The following is a 21241-nucleotide window of genomic DNA, read 5'->3' on the forward strand; positions in this document are numbered from 1 at the left end:
GTGAGCTGGGTAGAGATTCCTGTCAGTTTTTGCGATATAATAGGAGTAACTTAGAAATATGGGGAAAAGAGAAGGTGCTGCATTGAAATCCGTTAACGATAAAATAGATTTATTTAAACGTTTTTTCTTAAATAACCGCTTCGTTGTGTTTTTAGTCATTTTATTGTTGATTGGCTTAAACATACTTATTTTCACGCATATTTCCTTTGTATTCACACCATTTGTTGTACTTTTAAAAACCGTATTGCTGCCGATTATTTTATCAGCAATTTTATATTATTTATTAAATCCAATCGTTAATTATTTAGAAAAGAAAAATGTGAAGCGGATTTATTCTATCTTTATGCTGTATCTGGTTATTACTGGCATTTTAACGATTTTAATCATTTCTGTCTTTCCTTTTTTAAGAGAGCAGATTACAAGTTTCATAACAAGCCTGCCGCCGTTTATTTCAGATATTGAAAAAATGGTAAATAATTTTATTGGCGGGAATTTCATTAATCAATTTCAATTAGTAGAATATATTGATCTGCAAGGATTTGCTACACAGTTATCTGACCGTTCACTTGATTTAGTGAACAGCGCCTTTTCCAATATTGGCAGTGTAATCGGTGCCGTCACAGAGATTGTTTTAGCAATTGTCACGCTGCCATTCATCTTATTTTATCTATTGAAGGATGGGGAAAAGCTGCCACACTATTTTCTTGAATTTTTACCAGTCTCCATGAGAAAACCGACCTACGTGATTTTGAAAGAAATGAATCATCAAATCAGCAGTTTTATTCGCGGACAAATTATTGTTGCTTTCTGTATAGGTGTACTGATGTATATCGGATTTACCATCATTGGATTGGAATACGCGCCGGTGTTGGCGTTAATTGCTGCTTTTACAAATGTTGTTCCTTACCTCGGACCAGCAATTGCGATTACTCCAGCATTGATTGTTGCAGTTGTGACTTCTCCATTTATGGTAATCAAGCTGATTATTGTATGGACCATTGTACAGCTTATTGAAGGGAAATTTATTTCCCCGCAGATTATGGGAAGAAATCTCCGTGTGCATCCGATTACGATTATCTTTATTATTCTGACGGCTGGGAATTTATTTGGTGTCGTTGGTATTCTGTTAGCTGTCCCCGGCTACGCACTTCTTAAAGTATTTGTGACGCATGCCTTTGAGTTCTTTAAAATCCGCAGTCATTTATATGAAGCTGATTTGGAGTCAGACAATCGGGATGAAAAAGAGTAGCTGAAGGCAGTAATTTGCGTCAATTAAGAAATCTACAGGTATTGATGAATATAGAAATAAAAGTAAAAAACGTTCTTGCCTTTCTTCAAGGAAAGCAGGAGCGTTTTTAATTTATTGAATTAGGGTAAAATGAAAAGGAATACAAGTCTGTTGCTTAAAGGTTTCATAAAATGTGAATGGTTATTAAATTATAGGGAATCCTTATGAAATAAGATATTATACAGAAATGTATGATAGGAAGACGGAAAAGACCAATCAAAAGCGATTTACTTGGGACAAATGACGATAGCGTTTAATTAACATAATGATGATGCCTGCCAAATATAAAAATTGAAATTATTGACAGCGTTTTAATTTTGTTATAAGGTATTGGATGACAAGTTAAGGATTGTGTCGGAGATAAAGTTCACACAGTAAATCGTTTTTTTTCGTAAGAGAAGGGACGGTTGTATCTGTGTGGACTTTTTTATTTGTCATTTTTACTTCATACTTGTTGAAAATCAATAGAACATTCTATTTAACAAGGGGGATATAAACATGTCTGAATTTGCAGCTGAGTTGCTTGGGACAATGATTCTAATCATTTTAGGGGCAGGAGTTGTCGCTGGCACAGAATTAAAAAAATCGAAAGCTGCAGGCGCCGGCTGGGTATTGGTTACAATAGGCTGGGGTTTAGGTGTGACGATGGGAGTCTATGCGGCAGGGAATATCTCCGATGCCCATTTAAATCCTGCGGTAACATTAGGATTTGCTGCAATTGGCGAATTTCCTTGGGCAAAGGTGCCGGCATATATATCTGGTCAAATACTCGGAGCTATTATCGGCGCAATGATTGTTTACTTTCAGTATCTTCCACATTGGAGAGAAACGGAAGATAAAGGGGCGAAGCTGGGAGTATTTGCGACAGGTCCAGCTGTGAGAAGCTATCCATCCAATTTAGTAAGTGAGATAATCGGGACATTTGTTTTGGTTATGGGCTTATTATTTATTGGTGCAAACGAATTCACAGAAGGATTAAATCCGGCAGTTGTTGGTTTACTAATTGTTGCGATTGGGATGTCTCTGGGAGGACCGACCGGTTATGCAATCAACCCGGCCAGAGATTTGGGTCCAAGAATTGCACATGCTATTTTACCGATTACAGGCAAAGGCGGATCGGATTGGAGTTATTCACCGATACCTGTGATTGGTCCGATTATCGGCGGTGTATACGGTGCCATTTTCTATCATGCTTTTTTTGATGGAAATATGGGTGCAAGCTTTTGGATCATGTCTGCTGTAGTAGCCATTATTCTGGCAACAGCTTTTGTAACTGAACAGCATCGAGATAAGCATGCTGTCTCATAAATAAGAATAGAAGATAGCATTTTAGGGTATGCAATAAATGGAATCACTACGCCTGAACTTTTGGAACAGGTGAATTTTAAATGAATAAACGGAGGAAACAGGGATGGCAGAGAAATATATTCTTTCAATTGATCAAGGAACAACGAGTTCGCGTGCGATCTTATTTGATAATAAAGGGGCAATTATCGATACCGCACAAAAAGAATTTGAACAGTACTTTGAAAAACCAGGCTGGGTAGAGCATGATGCCAATGAGATTTGGACATCTGTATTAGGCTGTATCGCAGAAGTCTTAAATAAAACAGGTGTTGAAGCGAATCAAATAGAGGGGATTGGAATTACCAATCAGCGTGAGACCGCAATCGTGTGGGACAAAAACACGAAACGTCCAATTTATAAAGCGATTGTCTGGCAATCCCGTCAGACAGAGCCTATATGCAAGGAGTTAAGAGAACAAGGCTATGAGGACACATTCCGGGAGAAGACAGGACTCCTGATTGATCCGTATTTTTCAGGAACCAAGGTTAAATGGATTCTGGATAATGTAGAAGGTGCAAGAGAAAAAGCGGAGGCAGGAGACTTGTTATTTGGAACAGTTGATTCGTGGCTTATTTATAAGTTTTCAGGCGGACAAACTCATGTGACAGACTATTCTAATGCTGCCAGAACACTGATGTTTAATATCCATGATTTAGAATGGGACGAAGAACTGCTAGACATTTTAGATGTACCGAAATCGATGCTTCCAGAAGTACGTCCATCTTCTGAGGAATATACAAAAACCGTATCCTATCATTTCTTTGGAGAGGAAGTTCCGATTGCCGGCATTGCCGGTGATCAGCAGGCTGCTTTATTTGGGCAGGCTTGTTTTGAACAGGGAATGGCAAAAAATACGTATGGGACCGGCGGCTTCTTGCTAATGAATACAGGAGAAAAACCAGTTGAATCAAAAAATGGATTATTAACAACCATTGCCTGGGGCGTTGATGGAAAAGTAACCTATGCGTTAGAAGGAAGTATTTTTGTAGCTGGCTCTGCTATTCAATGGCTGCGGGACGGTTTAAGAATGATTGAATCAAGTCCGGAAAGTGAAGATTTTGCAACACGGGTCAAAACAACAGATGGTGTTTATGTCGTACCTGCTTTTGTTGGTTTAGGAACGCCATATTGGGATAGTGAAGCTCGCGGATCCGTATTTGGCTTGACAAGAGGAACAAAAAAAGAGCACTTTATCCGCGCGACATTAGAGTCACTGGCTTATCAGACCAGAGATGTGATGGAAGCGATGGCGACAGATTCAGATATTGAATTAAAAACCCTGCGCGTAGACGGAGGAGCTGTGAAAAATGATTTCTTAATGCAGTTCCAAAGCGATATTTTGGACGTCACTGTAGAACGCCCTGAAATTCAGGAGACAACCGCGCTTGGCTCCGCTTATCTGGCTGGGTTAGCTGTCGGCTTCTGGGAAAGCCAGGAGGAAATCGCGAAGCAATGGAAAGTAGAGAAAACATTCGAGGATAAAATGGATAATAATGAAAGTGAAAAATTATATAAAGGATGGCAAAAAGCTGTAGAGGCGACAAGAGTGTTTAAGCTGGAAGAATAGTTGCTGATGCAGGCAAAAGTAAGCGTAAGTGCTAATCGGCTCAGCAGAATATACTGCTGAGCTGCGGCCTTGCGAGATTATACGGATATAACCGTAATCACATTAACTTCCCCACAAAAGTTCAATCAATAAGAACATGAAACCTTTATTTCATCGTCTAAATCAGAAGGATGGAATCACCGTATTCCCACTATTGTATAATTCGTAACAAACGCCGGAATGACTAACTCTCCTGTAAAAATCCCCGAAAATTTAAGTATTTAACACGAGATATAATCATTAATTTGAGACCACGAGATTTCAGGAATCGTTTTGCTTGTAATGGTGTTTCATTTTTTTACAGCTTGAAAAAAAGAAATGTGAGGGCCAGGAGAATTCCTGGTCTTTTTCTATGGTTGAAAAAAGTATAAAAAGATGGTTTAATACGTGTATATTGTTTATATCGTATATATACACTGATAGAGGAAGTGTTCTAATGAAAAAAACGTCAAAACATAAAGCACTGGGCGACTGGTTAAATACTGTAGGTGTTTTAATTGGAATACAAATCTTGCTTGTTATTTTTGATGGGGCAGGATGGAGCCCGAATTTGCGTGATGATAATTCGCTTTTGATGCGAATTCGGGACAGTATCATGGAGTCAGCATGGTTTACCGATATTTTCAACTTTTACACATCTGATATCTATAATTTTATTACCCTTCTTAGTATAGTTATCATAGTGATGCAGACGGTTTTTCTGCTTTTTTCAAGTGTGTTGAAAAGAGACTGATTCATCATCATTTTTACTTATCCTGCAGCGAATAAAATTACTCTCTCCCAAATTTTCTAAATGAAACGACGTTCTTGGAGCTTAGCATTACGAGATTATCCAATACTTTTTGTATTGTGTATAATGAAGATATACAATCAGAAAAATGAGGTATAGACATGCAAATTATCATATCAAACAGCTCTAAAGAGCCGATTTATGAGCAGATATTAAAGCAAATTCAAACAGCAATTCTTTCAGGTGAACTGGCAGAAGGCGATGCATTGCCCTCCATCAGACAGCTGGCTAAGGATTTAAAAATAAGTGTTATTACAACAAAGCGGGCTTATGAAGAGTTGGAGAAGTCAGGGTTCATCTATTCCATTGTCGGAAAAGGTTCGTTTGTAGCGGAGCAAAATTTAGATGTTATCCGGGAGAAGAAATTAAGAGTGATTGAAGAGCAGCTGAGTGCGGTTATTTCGAATAGTAAGGAAATCGGATTGCCTTATGAAGAACTGCAGGAATTATTAAAGCTGTTGTATGAGGAGTGATGGGGATGGAAAATGTGATAGAGCTCCATGATGTTTCTAAATCGTTGAAAGCATTCACGATAGATCATATGGATTTACAGATAAAGCAAGGATATGTAACTGGATTTATTGGGGCGAATGGCGCCGGTAAATCAACGACGATGAAGCTCATTATGAATCTGCTGCAGCCGGATAATGGAGAAGTAAGTGTATTTGGACTGGATTATGCTAATCATGAAAAAGAAATAAAAGATCGCATCGGCTTTGTTTACGACAGCAATATATTTTATGAATCCTTGAACCTGAAGGATATCAGCAGGATTGTGGCACCTGCATACAAGCATTGGAACCAAAAGCAATTTAAAGCGTACGTGAACCAGTTTGAACTTCCTTTAAATAAGCCAATGAAGAAATTCTCCAAAGGAATGCAGATGAAAGCTTCCATTGCAATGGCTCTTTCGCATGATGCGGAGTTGATTGTTATGGACGAGCCGACAGCAGGGCTGGATCCGACATCTCGCAGGGAGCTATTAGATATTTTTCAGGAAGTAATGATAGACGGGAAAAGAACGATTCTCTTCTCGACACATATCACCAGCGATCTGGACCGGATTGCTGATTATATAGTTTTGATTGATGAAGGAGAAATTCTTTTTGATAAACCAGTTTATGAGCTGCAAGAACAATATGCGGTAGTGAAGGGAAGCACCGAATTGCTAGACGCAGATACGGAAGCTTATTTTATAAAAATAGAACGTTCTCCAAACGGTTTTCAGGCGTTGACAAAGGACGTAGCAACTGTAAAAGAAGTGTTTGGCAAGCATGTTGTGATTGAAGAAGCATCTTTAGAAGAAATCATGTTCTATATGAAAGGAGCAGACCACCCGTATGACTAATTTAATTAGAAGAGATTTGATTATACAGAAATCTCAGCTATATTTATTTATTCCATGTATTCTTTTCTTTATTTTTGCAGGAACCCATTTACCTGCCTTTTTCATTTTTGTATTTGCGGGATTTTTCATTCCGATAAATGCCTACTCATATGATGAAAAGGCAGAAACCAACATTTTGTTGAATTCATTACCGTATACACGCACGCAAATTATTGCTTCTAGGTATATTGGTGCGATTTTTTATATGGCAGTATCTATCGGCATAGCAATTGTCCTTTTTTCATTGTTTAATCATGCTTTTACATGGGCGGATATTGGAATTGGGATAGGGATTACACTTACTTTGTTTGCAATTGCGTTTCCGTTGTTCTATCTATTGAAGCCGGGACATATTGGAACGGCGATTGTGATAGGATTTGTTTTGGTGGTTGTTTTAAGCCAGGTGACAATGACATTTTTAGAAGAGCATCTGACTTCCATTGTTCAATTTCTCTCCAGTGCGTCCACCCCTGCGCTTTATATAAGCAGTGCGGGTATCATTATCATGTTATATGCAGCTTCTTGGCTATTTAGCCAAATGATTTATCAGCGGAAAGCTTTTTAAAAATTATAGTAAATCTTGAAGAGATACGGATTAGAGATCTTAAGCATAAAGCTAAGGTCTCTTTTTTTTGCACTTTAGGAAAGTATAAAATTTTAGCGAAGAAGAATTTCGACGTAGTAAAAATTTTTAGGTACCAAGTATAAGCGTAACTAAGGCAATCTTACGCCTTTTAGGCTTGGCTTGCCAAGTTTTCTTTATGGAAAAATCATTTTAACTGTTGAAAAGATAATAAAAAGATGGTTTAATATTGTATATAGTGTAAATATAGTATATATACAATATTTAGTTATCATATAAGAATTATCTAAAGGGGAATTCGAATGACGGAGAAGGCTGAAAAAACAAAAGGAACAGGGAAACAAACGTTAATAACTATAGGAGGTTCTCTCCTTGCCCAAATTATTTTTATGCTTTTGGATGGAACTGGCTGGGAGCCAAAGGTTCGTGATACAGATTTCATCAACCGAATCTTAAACGCGAAGTTATTTACGGAGTATTTCCATTTTTATGATTATCCATTTTTAATTTCGCCACTTTTCTGTGTTTGATTTCGGTAATTTTATGTGTGTTTGCGGATATCTGGAGTTTTATTTTTAAGAAAAGTAAATAAAGAAATGATCCTGAAAGCAGAAGTTCATGGATAGGAATGAATCGGATTAAGTTATTACGAATTTTAATGAAGGGGTGAAAAATATGAAAAATGTAGTAGAATTCAAAGGGGTAACCAAACACTTTAAAGATTTTTCTTTAGAAGATGTTCATTTGCAAATCAGGCAAGGTTGTGTAACTGGTTTTATCGGAGCCAACGGAGCTGGGAAGTCAACAACGATGAAGCTGATGATGAATTTGTTAAAGGCTGATGCAGGAGACATCAATGTATTTGGATTGGATTATGCCAGCAACGAGAAATCGATTAAGGAGCGGATGGGGTTTGTCTATGATAGCAATGTGTTTTATGAAAGTTTACATTTAAAAGATATCCGGCGGATTATTGCACCAGCTTATAAAAATTGGGATGACAAGCAATTTTACGATTATATCAAGAAGTTTGAATTGCCTTTAAATAAAGGGATTAAAACCTTCTCCAAAGGGATGCAGATGAAAGCTTCGTTGGCAATGGCATTATCGCATGATGCCGAATTTATTATGATGGATGAGCCGACTGCAGGGTTAGATCCCGTTTTCCGGAGAGAGCTTTTGGATATCTTGCAGGAGATCATGGAAGATGGAAGAAGAACATTATTCTTTTCTACGCATATCACGAGTGATTTAGAGCGGATTGCCGATTATATTACGTTTATTCAAAAGGGAAAAATTCTGTTTAATGATTCCATAGAAGATGTACAGAATCGTTATGCTTTAGTTAAAGGAAGTATGGATGTCATCAATCGGGATGTAGAAAAAATGTTTATCAAGATAGAGCGTTCCTCCTATGGATTCACAGCCTTAACAAATGATGTAGCTGGGGTGAAGGCGGTACTTGGAGATCGTGTTGCTATGGAACCTGCTACTTTAGAAGATATTATGTTCTATGCAAAAGGAGCGGAGAAGCAATATGTTTAATCTGATAAAAAAGGATGTTTTTATACAGAAAACACAAATAGGCTTTCTTGTTCCCCTTATTATGATCTTTGCCATTTTCATCAAGGATATGCACCCATCATTTATTTTTCTGATGGCTAGTGTTTTTATCCCTTTTAATGCATATATCTTTGATCAGCAATCTAAAACAAATATTCTTCTTAACTCTTTGCCATACACAAGAAAAGAAATCGTTGCTGCCAGATATATTGGGGCAATTGTATACATGATTCTATCTATTATTCTGGCAGGAGTAATCCTATATGTATTTCAATTTGACTATACCATGAGGGATGTAGCAATTGCTGCTGGATTATTCTGTCTCATTGCGGCCTTTGCTTTTCCATTATTTTATTTCTTAAAAGCAGAGTATATTTTTATAGCAGCTTTTATTGGATTTATTGCTTCAACCATTATGTTACCGCCAGTTTTTCGGTTTTTAGCAGAACACCTTACAACCATTACGGATTTTATAACAAGTTTATCAACCTCTACACTTTATCTTAGCGGTGCAGCTATTGCCATTAGTTTATATCTGATATCCTGGGTAGTCAGCCAATTTATTTATCAGCGAAAAGTATTCTGATATATCGTGCCATATCAATCAATTTGAGAGAAGGAAGACATGAATATGTTTAACTTAATAAAAAAGGATTTAATTATACAAAAGGGAGAGCTGCTTGTATCTGTTGCTATTATTGTTTTCTATGCTATCTTTGGCAGGCAGCTCAGTCCATTTTTTCTTTTCTTAGTGGCGAGTATTTTTTTGCCGCTCAATGCTTATATAAATGAAGAAAAGACAAAAATAAATATATTATGGAACTCGCTTCCATACACAAGAAAAGAGATTGTTACTGCAAAATATCTTGGAGCAGTGCTATTTATGATTTTATCAATCGGAGCAGCTGGTATCATTCTATATATCTTTAATTATAGCTATACAATAAGGGATATGGCGATTGGTGCGGGGTTATTCTTCATTTTTGCTGCTTTCACTTTTCCGTTATTTTATATACTGAGGCCTGGTTATATAGGAACCGCAATTATGATTGGATTTCTCGTATTTTCATTTGCCTTATCCTTTATTGTACCCTTTGTGACCGAAAATTTCACAGTAATCATTCAATTTCTAGCAGGCTTTTCAACATTAACACTTTATCTTAGCGGTGCAATTATCGCCATCAGTTTATATATCTTGTCATGGACAGTCAGCCAATTTATTTACCAGCGAAAAGTATTTTAACGAATGTATTTAAGATGATGTTTGTAGGGTTCAGGATGGACGTGAAAAAGCAGGCTCAAGCCCAAGGCTTAGCCTGCTTTCTAAAACCATTAATCATCTACTTCTACGTGCAGCTGTTCTCCTGACTCTGCGTCAATATAAACATCTACTTCTTGGGACCCCATATCTTCAAAATTGATTTCATATACCGGGCTGCCGTTTTCAAATTCTAAGGACCAGCCTCTTGCGGTTATGCCTTCTGTTTCGGAAGCTTCGGAAGCTATAGATAGTGCTTCTTCAGCAGTGATATAATCGCCGAGTACTAATTCGTTATACTGTTCATCTGATTCTATTTGTTCCCTTTCTTCTGCTATAACATCACCACTTTGATCGATTTCAGCAGAGTATTCCATCGAATCATCATAACCATCTATATCATAAACAAGCTCTCCATTTTCTTCATCCAACTGAATAGAAGAAAGACTTGAACCAGGGAAATGTTCAAGAAAGGCGTCCATAGCATCTTCCGCGCTTAACGACACACTTGTTAAGTCTAAATCATCCTTATTCTCTGTTGTGTCAGTGTTGTCATTCGTATCTGTGTTTTCGTTTTCCCCTTCTGAATTTGTATCCTCATTATTATCTTCTGCGGTCTCATTTGAGTTTGAATCATTTGCTGCATTATCTTCTGTGTTGCTGTCATCACTTGTCCCGCAGGCTGCTAAAGTAATGGAAAGAAGCAGTGTCAGGCATAGAAGTAACATTTTTTTCATGAATATTCACCCTTTCCAATCTCTGTAAAAGAAATTTATTTAAAATCATAATACCCATTTTAAAAATAATCAAACCACAAATATAAAAAAGTATGTATAAATATTTTTCTATAAGCGATGCAGGTTACTCTTACAGAAAGTGAGAAGGATAGTTTTTAATCAAGAACTCTTTCATTTCCTCAGCTGTTTTCTTTTGCAAAGCAGGCACAATATCATCAGCTAGTATTTTTCTGCGTGAACTGCTGGAAAAACCGATGTCCAACAGCTTATTAATATCCTCATCATTCATATAGAATTTTACTTTTAGGCATGTATATCCTTGTTCCTCAATAAGCGTAGCAATCCGGTTGGAAAAAGTAAGAACGTAGTCATAATCAAGTTTAGCTAATTCATGTAATTCGTTAATGTGTAGTATTTTAACAATTTTAATATCTAAAAAATGGTTTAGGGAAGCTCCAAAAAAATCTGCTTTTTCGATGGAAGAATTCGTAACAACGATAATTCTTTTTGTGTTTCTACCCAAGATTTTATTTTCATTAATATGTTTTCGGAAAATAAGCGTGAGTGTTGCTATCTGATCTGAAGATAATTGAAGCTCATTGGAAATAAATGAATCTTGTTCAATTAAATGATATAAATTTGGAAATTTCTCTGCAGTTTGATCCAGCTTATTATCATAAAAATCAAAGTGATAATCGGAACGCAGTATACATTTAAAGATGAACTGGTATATTTCTTGGAATAATTCATGGTACGAATATATATCTGTAATAATAGTTGATTGAATGCCGGAAACAAATTGTATTATTTTTTCTTCCAGCCACCGGATTTGAATAGATACGTTATTTTCCCTGTTCATGGTATCCAAAGAGAATAATATATGATTCATAACCTGATTCTCCGTTGAATGCTCAACCAATTTAAATGGTGACGAGAAGGTCAGGCTTGTATGAACTTTTTTATTTTCATAGTAACCTAGATGATTTCTATAAAGTGCAATCATTACATATAGAAAAATAAACTTCTTAGAAGGATAAGATAATTCTATATTCTGTTGATGGATTATATTTTCAATCATATTTTTAACTTGGCTGTGAATAAAATTTGTTTCGGTTAAAACGTATTCTGAAATTAATACTTCCATTGGATTATTAGCTTGCCGAAGATATAACGTATTATTCTCATCCAGCTCAAATAGTTTGACTAAAATTTTTGTGCCTTCTATACGAATTAGGGTTTCTTGACCAGTAATACGAATCCCTTTTTTACGAACAATTTCTTTGGAAAGCCCTGCTTGTTTTAGTTGATTTGTCAAATGACGGTTATCTTTTTTCTTGGTGCTCATACTTAATCCTAAATGCTGATATAATCTGGAGGTATTGACAACTTCTTTTAAAAGGGATTGCACAATAATAAAAGATAATCGCTCCTTTTGTGATGGGACATATTCATAAAAAGGAATATTTTGAACGATTTGGATATATTCTTTATACGTCATCTTACTTTGAATCTTGTGGTTTTTAGGGACAAGCTGCTGATGCTTGGCTAAATAGGCATTAATTAAATCAATTCTTCTATAAATACTTCCCTCGCTTCGATTGAAAGCTTTTGTATTTGATAAATCAATCTCACCATGCTCTTGAAGGTGATTAAGTAATTTTAAATCAAGTGAGTCCATAGTTCCTTTCCTCCTCATGAAGTATCTTCAAAAAGTATATTGGTTCTTTCTTCTTTTAAAAGCACAGGTGAAAGTTAATTAGGCCTGTCCATTTTAAAATGAGGGGTAATTTTTTGAATAGATTTCTATTGAAAAACTTCCTTGTTATACCCCTGATATAATTCTACACTTAGTTTAAGAAATAAGGAAGGAAGAGAAGGTATGAAATTAAATAACGTTAAAGATACAATTCAAAAGTTTGGAAGATCTTTGTTATTACCGATTGGTGTAATGGCACCTGTTGGGATGCTTATGGGGATTTGTGGAGCTTTAGGACAGGATTATATGATTGAGAGATTACCTTTTTTAGATAATACGGTGGTCCAAACAGCTATTCATAGTTTGCAGGATATTACAGCAATTATTTTTGAAAATATACCGCTTCTCTTTGCTATGGGTGTCGCATACGGGATGTCGAAGAATGAAAAAGGAATCGCTGTATTTGCCTCTGTATTAGGTTATTTAACCATGCTTGTTGTAATGAATGTATATCTGACAGTGACAGGCACACTAGCTGAAGATCCCGAAACGATGTCGCAAGTAGGACAAGGCGTCGTATTAGGAATTCAAACCTTGCGAATTGATGCTTTTGGAGGGATAATCGCTGGTTTAATAGCTGCCAAAATTGCGGATCGCTTCTATAGATTAGAATTACCGCTGGCATTTGCTTTCTTTGGCGGAAAAAAATCTGTTCCAATCATTACATTTTTGGTGATGATTCCAGTCGGATTGATTATCCCTGTTATCTGGGGATTATTTACTCAATTTTTATTAAGTATTTCATTTATATTTATGAACCAGCATTTTGGCGTCGGCGCTTATTGGTTTGCGCATCGTGCATTAATTCCTTTTGGACTCCATCACGTACTTGCTTCTGTTGTTCGTTTTTCGGAAGCGGGAGGCGTTTACCTGATTGACGGTCAAAATTATATTGGTATTTTAAATGCTACAAATAAGATTTTATTTGATTTAGGTCCATCGCATGAAGCATGGGATCGCTTAATGCCTGATTTAGTAAAGTATTTGGCGTCTGGTCAGATGTTGATTACCTTGTTTAGGATTCCGGCCATCGGTTTAGCAATGTATCATACCTCTTTTGCATCAAATAAAACAATTGCTAAAGGAACTATTCTGACAGTCGTATTAACAGCATTCTTAGGGAATGTAACGGAACCGCTTGAGTTCTCATTCTTATTTATTGCTCCTTTGTTGTTTGTTGTTTATATCATATTAAGTGGTATTATGGCGTTACCATTAAACTTTCTAGATATTTCAATCGGCTACATCCGGGGTACGATATTTGACTTTGGTATATTTGGCTTATTGTATGAAGGAACGAATTGGTACCAGCTTGTTCTTTTAGGTATCGTAAACTTTATTGTATTCTATTTTGTTTTCCGGTTTGCGATTACAAAATGGAATTTAAAAACACCTGGACGTGAAGCAGAAATTAAAAATGTGAGTCTATTAAAAGAAAAACGATACCCTGAAATTGCGGGAATTGTTATTGAAGGACTTGGCGGAAAAGAAAATATTAAGAATGTAGACAATTGTGTTACCCGATTAAGAGTAGACTTATATGACGATGAAAAAGTTGACCTGGAAAGATTAAAAGATTCTGGTTCATCCGGCTCCTTTATGGCTCAAAAAAATCATATTCATGTCGTATTTGGACCACACGTTGAATTTGTCAGAAATGCAGTGGATGAAAAACTATATTCAAAATAAAGCATAAGGGAGCAGGAAGTATGAGAGCGTTATATGATTCCAAAACAAAAACAATGTATGATTACGGGATAAGAGAATTATTAGATTCCAACCAAAAGTATCAATCGTGGCTGGACGTTGAAGCAGCTTTAGCAACTGCTCAAGGAGAATTGGGCATCATTCCTCAAAGAGCAGCAAAAAATATTAATGAAGCAGCGCGAATAGAAAATATAGATTTAGAAGAGATGGAACGATTAAAAGAAAGTGTTGGACATGGCTTTGTACCCTTTTTAAAAGTTTTCATTAAAGCATGTCATGAAGAAAGCGGGAAGTACGTGCATTATGGGGTTACAACGCAAAATATTCAACAAACTGCACAGCTATTAGTTACATCAAAAATACATGATCGCGTAATGAACGTACTTGCTGATATTTTATCTCATTTAGGAGAATTGGCAGAAAAACATAAAAATACAGTAATGTCTGGACGTACACATGGAAGACATGCCATTCCCATTACGTACGGATACAAAGTTTCTGTGTGGATTAGTGAGACGATTGATTCGATAGAGAGATTATCCGAAGCGGCCAAACGGACGTTTCAAGTAATGATGGGTGGAGCTGTCGGTTCATTTAATACCTTTGGAGAAAAGGGGATAACACTGCAATCAGAAGTGGCTAAACTGTTAAATATGAATACCATGCCGGTACCGTCAAGAAATATAACGAGTCATAAAACGGAGTATATTCATGCGCTTGCTTTATTAGCAAATGGTTTTCATAAAATTGCTGAAGAAGTATATTCTACATCTATTGAAGAAATCGGAGAAGTTTCCGAAAGCTTTGAAAGTGGTACGATTGGTTCCAGCACGATGCCGCATAAAATTAATCCCAAGCTGTCAAAAGGGATTATCGCTAACGCCCAAAAACTCTATACGCTTCCACAGCTTTGTTTAAATGCTGCTGCAAGGCCCTATGAAGCTGATAGCAGCCAGTATATGGTGTTTGATGCTGCACTGGAAGAAGCAATAGAATTAATTACAGAAGTGGTTTTACGGACAGAAGAATTGACGAAAGGGATTTCTGTTCATGTAAATAAAATGAAGGAAAATGCTTCTCTGAATAAAGGGTTAGATAATAGTGAATTTATTATGATGGAATTAGCAAAGAAGCTTGGAAAGGATAAAGCACATACGGTTGTTTACAACAAAGCGATACAAGTGCAGACAGAGGGAAGTTCATTTGTAGATGCTTTATTAGAAGATAAGGATGTAAACCAAATGTTTTCTAAGGATGAAATCAAAGGTATGCTGCTTCCGGAAAGGTATGTAGGTGCAGGAAACATTATTGCTGAAGAACAAGCTAAAAGAGCATTCCGTATCTCTGAAAAAATTAAAAAAGATTTACCAGAACAGGATGCTTGATGAAGAAAGATAAGACTGTCCCTTTTTAGGAGTGTATGCAGTATGATTAAACTTGTTGCTGTTGATATGGATGGAACACTTTTAGATACGAATAAACAAATATCCAGTGCAAATAAAGGCGCTATTAAAGCTTGTATAGACCAGGGAATTAGAATCGTTCTGAGCACAGGCAGGCCTTTTAGCCATGTAGAACCATACGCGGATGAATTAAAACTGAATAATTTTTTTGTTACAGCAAATGGGGGACAAATATTAAATATGGAAAAAGAAGTGATTTCCCAGCACTTTCTTTCTGCCAATCATTTATTAAGACTTACTCACTTTTGTGAAACAAAAAAATTAAGGTATTGGGCATTAACTACGAAAGAACTCTTTAAAAATCAGTTTCCAGTCAATTATATGGATAAAAACTGGTTGAAATTTGGGATTCGGCTGGACACAGAGAAAGAAGCCGATCGTCTTCGCAAATATTTAACAGAAACGAATCTATATGAGGTCTCAAATACACTGCCAACGAATATTGAGTTAAATCCTTTAGGTATAAATAAAGCAACTGGTATTGAATTTGTTGGTAAACAAATTGGAATTGAGATGAATGAAGTCATGGCAATAGGAGATGCACTCAATGATGTCAAACTTATTAAAAAGGCTAAGCTGGGTATTGCGATGGGGAATGCTCAACCAAGTGTTAGAGAAATAGCAGACTTTGTAACAAAAGATCATAACAATGACGGTGTAGCATTTGCGTTGAATAAATATATTTTACATGATAATAAATTGTTTTAAAGAAATAAAATCAATATAAACTTAGGTGGGTGAGATTATGCTTGGAAAGCTTTTTAAAAAGAAAGGAAGTAACGAAATAGAATTATTTGCGCCTGTTGATGGAGAAATAGTTCCTTTAGAGGAAGTACCTGATCCGGTGTTTTCTGAACAAATGATGGGCGATGGAATTGCTATTAAACCATCTAATGGCAAGGTGGTATCGCCAGTTGACGGAGACATTGTACAAGTATTCCCGACGAAGCATGCGGTAGGAGTTAAGGCTGGAAATGGAGCAGAAATTTTAATCCATATTGGCTTAGAAACAGTGGCATTGGATGGAGAAGGATTTACCGTTCGCGTGAAGGAAGGAGATAAAGTGAAAAAAGGAGATCCCCTTGTTGATATAGATTTAGCAGTTGTAAGCGAAAAAGCTTCAAGTACTGTTACACCAATGCTAATTACAAATATGAATGATATCGAAACTTTAGATAAACAAGATGTGAAGCAAGTTCGAGCTAGTGAGGATGTAGTTATTACTATTAAATAAACGGATATACTAATAAGTTGATTTTATTAGTACAAAAAAAGACAAGAGCATATAACCGGAAAAAGTAGCGGCTTTTCGCTTTGAAGTGGAAAGCTGCTGCTTTTTTATATTTCTTTTCAATTTTACTTCCAAATTCGAAATAATCGATTTTCGTATTTGTGTGGAAACGTTATAATAGAGAAAGAAGGAAGGGAATTATATGATATTTTTATTCCTGAGAACGATTGCAATTGGTCTCTTTGGAGCTGTTATCTTTACCGTAATTGGCCTGCCCCTGCCTTGGCTGCTTGGATCTATGATCGTGACACTATTATTCCAATTAAAATCATCCTGGAAAATCGTTTGGGATTCAACTTTTCGTAATATCGGACTGGTTATTGCCGGATATACGATTGGTTATGCTTTTACATTAGAAGCGCTGCAGGATATGGTAAACTATTTTCCAATGATGATTATTATTAACATTATCTTTTTACTTTTATTTATTGGTGTCAGTTTTGCAGTTTCAAAGTGGGCGAGGCTGGATATTGGAACAGCAATGGCTTGTTGTGCTCCGGGGGGATTGCAGCAGGTAATCGTCTTTGCGGAAGAGCAGAAAACCTTGAATATAACCGTAGTGACGTTTTATCAAGTCATTCGGCTGCTGGCGATTATTACATTGGTTCCGTTTATTGTTTCCAGTAATAATGGTGGTGCGGCCCCCGATAACACAACAGAAAGCTATTCATTGATTTTATTTGGTTTATTGATTCTATGCTACATAGTGGGAATGGCCTGCAAGCTGATCAAAGTACCTACCGCCTACTTATTAGGACCTGTTTTCTTTATCATGATATGCAATCTGTTGTCTATTCAGGTCCCAAGGATGCCTGAAAATTTACTGCATGTTGCCCAGCTGTTTATTGGGATTTATGTAGGCTTATTATTAGAACGGGATAAGCTGAGGAAAATGAAATCACATATTGTGTATGCGGTTGGTTCGTGTGTCATATTAATTAGCGTGGCTTTTTTAATTAGTGAATGGATGGCCCATTATTTTATGGATTTTGCGACCAGCTTTCTGAGCGTAGTTCCAGGCGGTGTAGATCAAATGGGGATTATCGCTGCTTCGATTCAGGCGGAAGTAACGGTGGTGACCTCGTTTCAGCTGTTTCGGATTTTATTTTTATCCATTATCATCATTCCATTTGTTAAATATATGGTGCGGCGGGATCAAATGAAGAAGGTAAGAGAGTAATGTAAGAGAGGTGTTTAAAGTGATTCAAATTGGCTTAACGGGATGGGGAGACCACGATTCTATTTATGCAGATGATACAAAAGCGCATGAAAAATTACAGGAATACAGCAGTCATTTTCCGGCGGTAGAATTAGACTCCTCCTTCTATGCGGTACAGCCGATTCGTAATATGGAAAAATGGGCGAGGGAGACGCCGGAGAATTTTCAATTTATCGTGAAAGCCTATCAGGGAATGACCGGGCATGATCGGGAGGAAAAGGATAACCCTTTTGAAACGAAGGCAGAAATGTTCCAAGCATTCAGGGAGTCGATTGTACCGCTGCAAAAAGCAGGAAAATTGGGAGCTGTGCTGTTTCAATTCCCGCCGTGGTTTGACTGTACACACGAGCATGTGCAATATTTACGCTATTGTAAAAAGGAAATGAAGGATATTCCTGTTGCTTTGGAGTTCAGACAGCAATCCTGGTATGAGGAAAGATTTCAGCAGCAAACCTTGCAATTTATGAAACAAGAAGGCTGGATTCATACTGTTGCAGATGAACCGCAGGCTGGTGAAAAGTCGGTTCCTTTTGTGCCTGTTGTGACAGTAAAAGATAAAGTCATTATCCGGCTGCACGGAAGAAACGTCCACGGCTGGAATTACTCGGGAAATGTGAATTGGCGGAAGGTCCGTTATTTATATGAATATAACGAGCAGGAATTAACAACGATAGCCGAAGAGGTAAAAAGGTTAGAAAAGCAATGTGAAGAGGTTATAGTATTGTTTAACAACAATTCTGGAAGACATGCAGCTGGAAACGCGAAGCAGCTGCAGCAGATGTTAGGAATTGAATTTGATGGACTGGCTTCACAGCAGCTGGGGCTGTTTTAATTACATGTATGAAAGAGATAACCAAATTTATGAGGTTTCAACCACCATAGATTTGGTTATTTTTTGAGCTGCAACATATTGTACTTTATTACGAAACAAGAATTAACAAGAAAGAAATGCTTCTGGTTAAGTTAACAGAAACAGCCGCCTCTTTAAATTTTCAGAAAATAAGTATATAATAACCTTAACCTTAAGACGAACGGAGGAAACTCATATGATTCGTTATATGGTATGAACATCTTAGCGGACTCCCTTTTAAAATCATAATTAAACAAAGATTTCAGGAGGGACAAAAAATGAATATAGAAAATAAGCGGAACAAACTGATGGAAGCGCAAAAGAAATATCATTTTTCAGGAGCGTTCTATGCTAAAAAACAGGCTGAAGTCATCACAGGAAGCAGCGGCTATAGAAATCGAGCTGAGAAACTAAAGAATCAGACAGATACACGATTTGGTATTGCCTCGGGGTGCAAATTGTTTACTGCAGTTGCTGTAGCTAAGCTGGTGGAAATGGGAAAAATAACTTTTGCGACAAAGCTGCATGATTGTGTAATGGAGGAGTTTCCTTATTTTGATAAGAATATTACCATTCACCATTTACTGACGCATACTTCTGGTGTGCCGGATTATTTTGATGAGGAAGAGATGGATGATTATGAGCAGCTGTGGGAGTATCTGCCAATGTATAAAGTCAGGTCGCCAAAAGATTTTCTCCCGCTTTTTCAACATAAAAGGATGCAGAAACATCCAGGTGATTCCTTTCAATATAATAATTCAGGCTATATTTTATTAGGCTTGATTGTAGAACAGGTTGCCGGCTGCAGTTTTTCTTCTTTTGTAGAGGAACATATTTTTAAAGCGGCAGACATGAGCGATTCAGGATATTTTGAAATGGATGATTTGCCGGAACGGACAGCATTAGGTTATATGGAAGACTCAGAGGGCAAATGGAAAACAAATATGTATTCCCTTCCGGCTAAGGGCGGCCCGGATGGGGGCGCATATGTTACTGTAGCTGATATGGCTAAGTTCTGGAAGGCTTTGAAGAGCTTTCAGCTGTTATCTGAAGAAATGACGAAGCAGGTGTGTCAGCCGCATGAATGTGTGTATGCAGAAGAAAACATCTTCTACGGCTACGCTGGTTATATGGAATTAGACGACAATAAAAACATTATAAAGCATATTCAAATGGGCTATGATCCGGGAGTCAATTTCCGGGCGGTTCATTATCCGTATGAGAAGAAGACGATGATTGTTTGTTCAAACGAATCCGAGGGAGCTTATGAGCTTTTAAAAGAGATGGAGCGCATCATATAAACAAAGAAAGAGGGATTAACCACAGCAGGTTGACCCCTCTTCTAGCGAAACAGTTTATTTCTGATCTTTTTTGCATATCTATGAAAAATACGGCTTTTATCAAGTTTTCGTTCTTTGGTTAAAGTTTGAAATGCAGCCTGCTTCTCTGTATAATCCGCCTGCATTTTATCTTCTGTTGCTATTTTCATTAAGTCGTGATGCGATATATACTGCTTCTGATTTTCCTGCTCGTCAGAAAGATAGCCTGCCCGTTTTAAAATACGGAAAGATTGTTTCACTTCTTCGGGCAATCCTGCAAATTCATCCCGCAAATCTAGACGCTCTCCTTTGCCCGGCAAATTATTGAATTCTCCATCATCCACTGCCTTTTTAATTTGCTCTTCTACAAAGTGATACATAAAGCTCCTCCTTATGCAATCTATCTTTAAGTATGCTGGATGAAAAAGAAAAGTTCAACTAAAGATTGTTATCGATATGGTTGATAATCTGCTGCACAGCCTGTTCCCCCTTAAGTTTCCAATCATATAAATCTGGTTTATGAAGATAAGCTTGAAATGAATCGAAATACCGAATGTCAGCGTGATGGATAATTTGAGGATTTCCAAATTCAATTTGAACAGGTGGCTGGTTATGTTCTTCTTGCAGCACCCGGTAGGGAAGATACAAATATAGTTTTCTCTCTGCCTGACTGGAAAGCAGCCCATTAAAATATCCGTGGTAGTTACTATTTTCTGCTATCGTAAATCCAAGCTCTTTTAAATACAGCTTTAATTTTAGGAAAACTCCTTGCTTACCCGGCAAATTCGTATGCAATGCGATCATTTTTAGTTTCTCCTTTTCCATTCTGTTATGACTAGTTTTGCCTTTGGGAAAGCGAAACATACGTTAATAAGAGACTATTCCATCTGTGGAAATTAAATAAATAAGGACTTAATTGAGGAACGTTTGTTCTGTACACTTTATTTAGATAGCCATCTCAGAAACTCACCTTATCAAAATAAAAGGATGTGTTTTTTATGCCCCGAATATGTCTCCGAAAAGTATACTCCTCATCAGAAACACCCTCTCTGCATGTACAGGAAGAATCCAGGTCAT

At 36.9% G+C, this 21241-nt stretch carries 22 protein-coding genes; 18 read left to right on the top strand and 4 right to left on the bottom strand.

Going from position 1 to position 21241, the window contains the following annotated elements:
• The first annotated feature begins 58 nt into the window (after positions 1-58).
• The 11 genes from ACZSMY_RS14845 (at position 59) to ACZSMY_RS14895 (ending at position 9807) form a co-directional block, all read left to right on the top strand.
• On the top strand, positions 59-1249 hold the full coding sequence (locus ACZSMY_RS14845) for an AI-2E family transporter (RefSeq protein ID WP_139089061.1): 1191 nt from the start codon (positions 59-61) through the stop codon (positions 1247-1249).
• A 537-nt stretch (positions 1250-1786) separates the two neighbouring features.
• Positions 1787-2596: an MIP/aquaporin family protein gene (locus ACZSMY_RS14850; RefSeq protein WP_212928654.1), complete on the top strand. Its 810-nt coding sequence runs from the start codon at positions 1787-1789 to the stop codon at positions 2594-2596.
• Positions 2597-2699: 103 nt separating this feature from the next.
• Positions 2700-4202 (top strand): glycerol kinase GlpK, encoded by a 1503-nt coding sequence (gene glpK, locus ACZSMY_RS14855; protein WP_042531888.1) that lies wholly within the window; start codon positions 2700-2702, stop codon positions 4200-4202.
• A 475-nt stretch (positions 4203-4677) separates the two neighbouring features.
• Positions 4678-4974 (top strand): YfzA family protein, encoded by a 297-nt coding sequence (locus ACZSMY_RS14860; RefSeq protein ID WP_042531891.1) that lies wholly within the window; start codon positions 4678-4680, stop codon positions 4972-4974.
• Between the two features lie 158 nt (positions 4975-5132).
• Positions 5133-5504, top strand: coding sequence for a GntR family transcriptional regulator (locus ACZSMY_RS14865; RefSeq protein ID WP_042531893.1), 372 nt, complete (start codon positions 5133-5135; stop codon positions 5502-5504).
• Positions 5505-5509: 5 nt separating this feature from the next.
• Positions 5510-6379, top strand: coding sequence for an ABC transporter ATP-binding protein (locus ACZSMY_RS14870; protein ID WP_212928653.1), 870 nt, complete (start codon positions 5510-5512; stop codon positions 6377-6379).
• Positions 6372-6983: an ABC-2 transporter permease gene (locus ACZSMY_RS14875; RefSeq protein ID WP_465147932.1), complete on the top strand. Its 612-nt coding sequence runs from the start codon at positions 6372-6374 to the stop codon at positions 6981-6983. Before ACZSMY_RS14870 ends, ACZSMY_RS14875 begins: the two co-directional genes overlap by 8 nt.
• Positions 6984-7303: 320 nt before the next feature.
• Positions 7304-7531 (top strand): YfzA family protein, encoded by a 228-nt coding sequence (locus ACZSMY_RS14880; protein WP_212928651.1) that lies wholly within the window; start codon positions 7304-7306, stop codon positions 7529-7531.
• Positions 7532-7676: 145 nt separating this feature from the next.
• Entirely contained in the window at positions 7677-8546 is an 870-nt protein-coding gene (locus ACZSMY_RS14885) for an ABC transporter ATP-binding protein (RefSeq protein WP_212928650.1), read from the top strand.
• Complete coding sequence (locus ACZSMY_RS14890) at positions 8539-9150, top strand: ABC-2 transporter permease (RefSeq protein ID WP_193064040.1); 612 nt, start codon at positions 8539-8541, stop codon at positions 9148-9150. Before ACZSMY_RS14885 ends, ACZSMY_RS14890 begins: the two co-directional genes overlap by 8 nt.
• Before the next feature lie 45 nt (positions 9151-9195).
• On the top strand, positions 9196-9807 hold the full coding sequence (locus ACZSMY_RS14895; protein ID WP_212928649.1) for an ABC-2 transporter permease: 612 nt from the start codon (positions 9196-9198) through the stop codon (positions 9805-9807).
• 89 nt (positions 9808-9896) lie between these two features.
• Here ACZSMY_RS14895 and ACZSMY_RS14900 read toward each other — a convergent pair whose 3' ends face one another.
• Together ACZSMY_RS14900 and ACZSMY_RS14905 are read right to left on the bottom strand one after the other, a co-directional pair.
• Complete coding sequence (locus tag ACZSMY_RS14900; RefSeq protein ID WP_212928648.1) at positions 9897-10559, bottom strand: PepSY domain-containing protein; 663 nt, start codon at positions 10557-10559, stop codon at positions 9897-9899.
• Positions 10560-10689: 130 nt separating this feature from the next.
• Positions 10690-12237 (bottom strand): helix-turn-helix domain-containing protein, encoded by a 1548-nt coding sequence (locus tag ACZSMY_RS14905; protein WP_212928647.1) that lies wholly within the window; start codon positions 12235-12237, stop codon positions 10690-10692.
• Between the two features lie 201 nt (positions 12238-12438).
• Here ACZSMY_RS14905 and ACZSMY_RS14910 point away from each other — a divergent pair, with 201 nt between their 5' ends.
• The 7 genes from ACZSMY_RS14910 (at position 12439) to ACZSMY_RS14940 (ending at position 20146) form a co-directional block, all read left to right on the top strand.
• Positions 12439-14004: a PTS transporter subunit EIIC gene (locus ACZSMY_RS14910; protein ID WP_042531908.1), complete on the top strand. Its 1566-nt coding sequence runs from the start codon at positions 12439-12441 to the stop codon at positions 14002-14004.
• Positions 14005-14024: 20 nt separating this feature from the next.
• Positions 14025-15407 carry a class-II fumarase/aspartase family protein gene (locus tag ACZSMY_RS14915; RefSeq protein WP_042531910.1) on the top strand — a complete coding sequence of 461 codons (1383 nt, stop codon included), beginning with the start codon at positions 14025-14027 and terminating at the stop codon, positions 15405-15407.
• Between the two features lie 42 nt (positions 15408-15449).
• The gene (locus ACZSMY_RS14920; RefSeq protein WP_042531912.1) at positions 15450-16193 is read left to right on the top strand and encodes a Cof-type HAD-IIB family hydrolase; all 744 of its coding nucleotides are present in this window, start codon (positions 15450-15452) and stop codon (positions 16191-16193) included.
• A 37-nt stretch (positions 16194-16230) separates the two neighbouring features.
• Positions 16231-16719 carry a PTS sugar transporter subunit IIA gene (locus tag ACZSMY_RS14925; protein WP_042531914.1) on the top strand — a complete coding sequence of 163 codons (489 nt, stop codon included), beginning with the start codon at positions 16231-16233 and terminating at the stop codon, positions 16717-16719.
• A 199-nt stretch (positions 16720-16918) separates the two neighbouring features.
• Entirely contained in the window at positions 16919-17956 is a 1038-nt protein-coding gene (locus ACZSMY_RS14930) for an AbrB family transcriptional regulator (protein WP_042531916.1), read from the top strand.
• Positions 17957-17975: 19 nt separating this feature from the next.
• On the top strand, positions 17976-18827 hold the full coding sequence (locus ACZSMY_RS14935) for a DUF72 domain-containing protein (protein WP_212928644.1): 852 nt from the start codon (positions 17976-17978) through the stop codon (positions 18825-18827).
• 296 nt (positions 18828-19123) lie between these two features.
• Positions 19124-20146, top strand: coding sequence for a serine hydrolase domain-containing protein (locus ACZSMY_RS14940; protein WP_042531920.1), 1023 nt, complete (start codon positions 19124-19126; stop codon positions 20144-20146).
• A 41-nt stretch (positions 20147-20187) separates the two neighbouring features.
• Here the strand turns inward: ACZSMY_RS14940 and ACZSMY_RS14945 are convergent, their stop codons facing one another.
• On the bottom strand, positions 20188-20544 hold the full coding sequence (locus ACZSMY_RS14945; protein ID WP_042531921.1) for a DnaJ family domain-containing protein: 357 nt from the start codon (positions 20542-20544) through the stop codon (positions 20188-20190).
• A 58-nt stretch (positions 20545-20602) separates the two neighbouring features.
• Positions 20603-20968, bottom strand: a complete 366-nt coding sequence (locus tag ACZSMY_RS14950; RefSeq protein ID WP_212928643.1) for a YugN family protein — start codon at positions 20966-20968, stop codon at positions 20603-20605.
• Between the last annotated feature and the right edge of the window lie 273 nt (positions 20969-21241).

This window comes from Oceanobacillus sp. B139/18 (genome assembly GCF_055524595.1).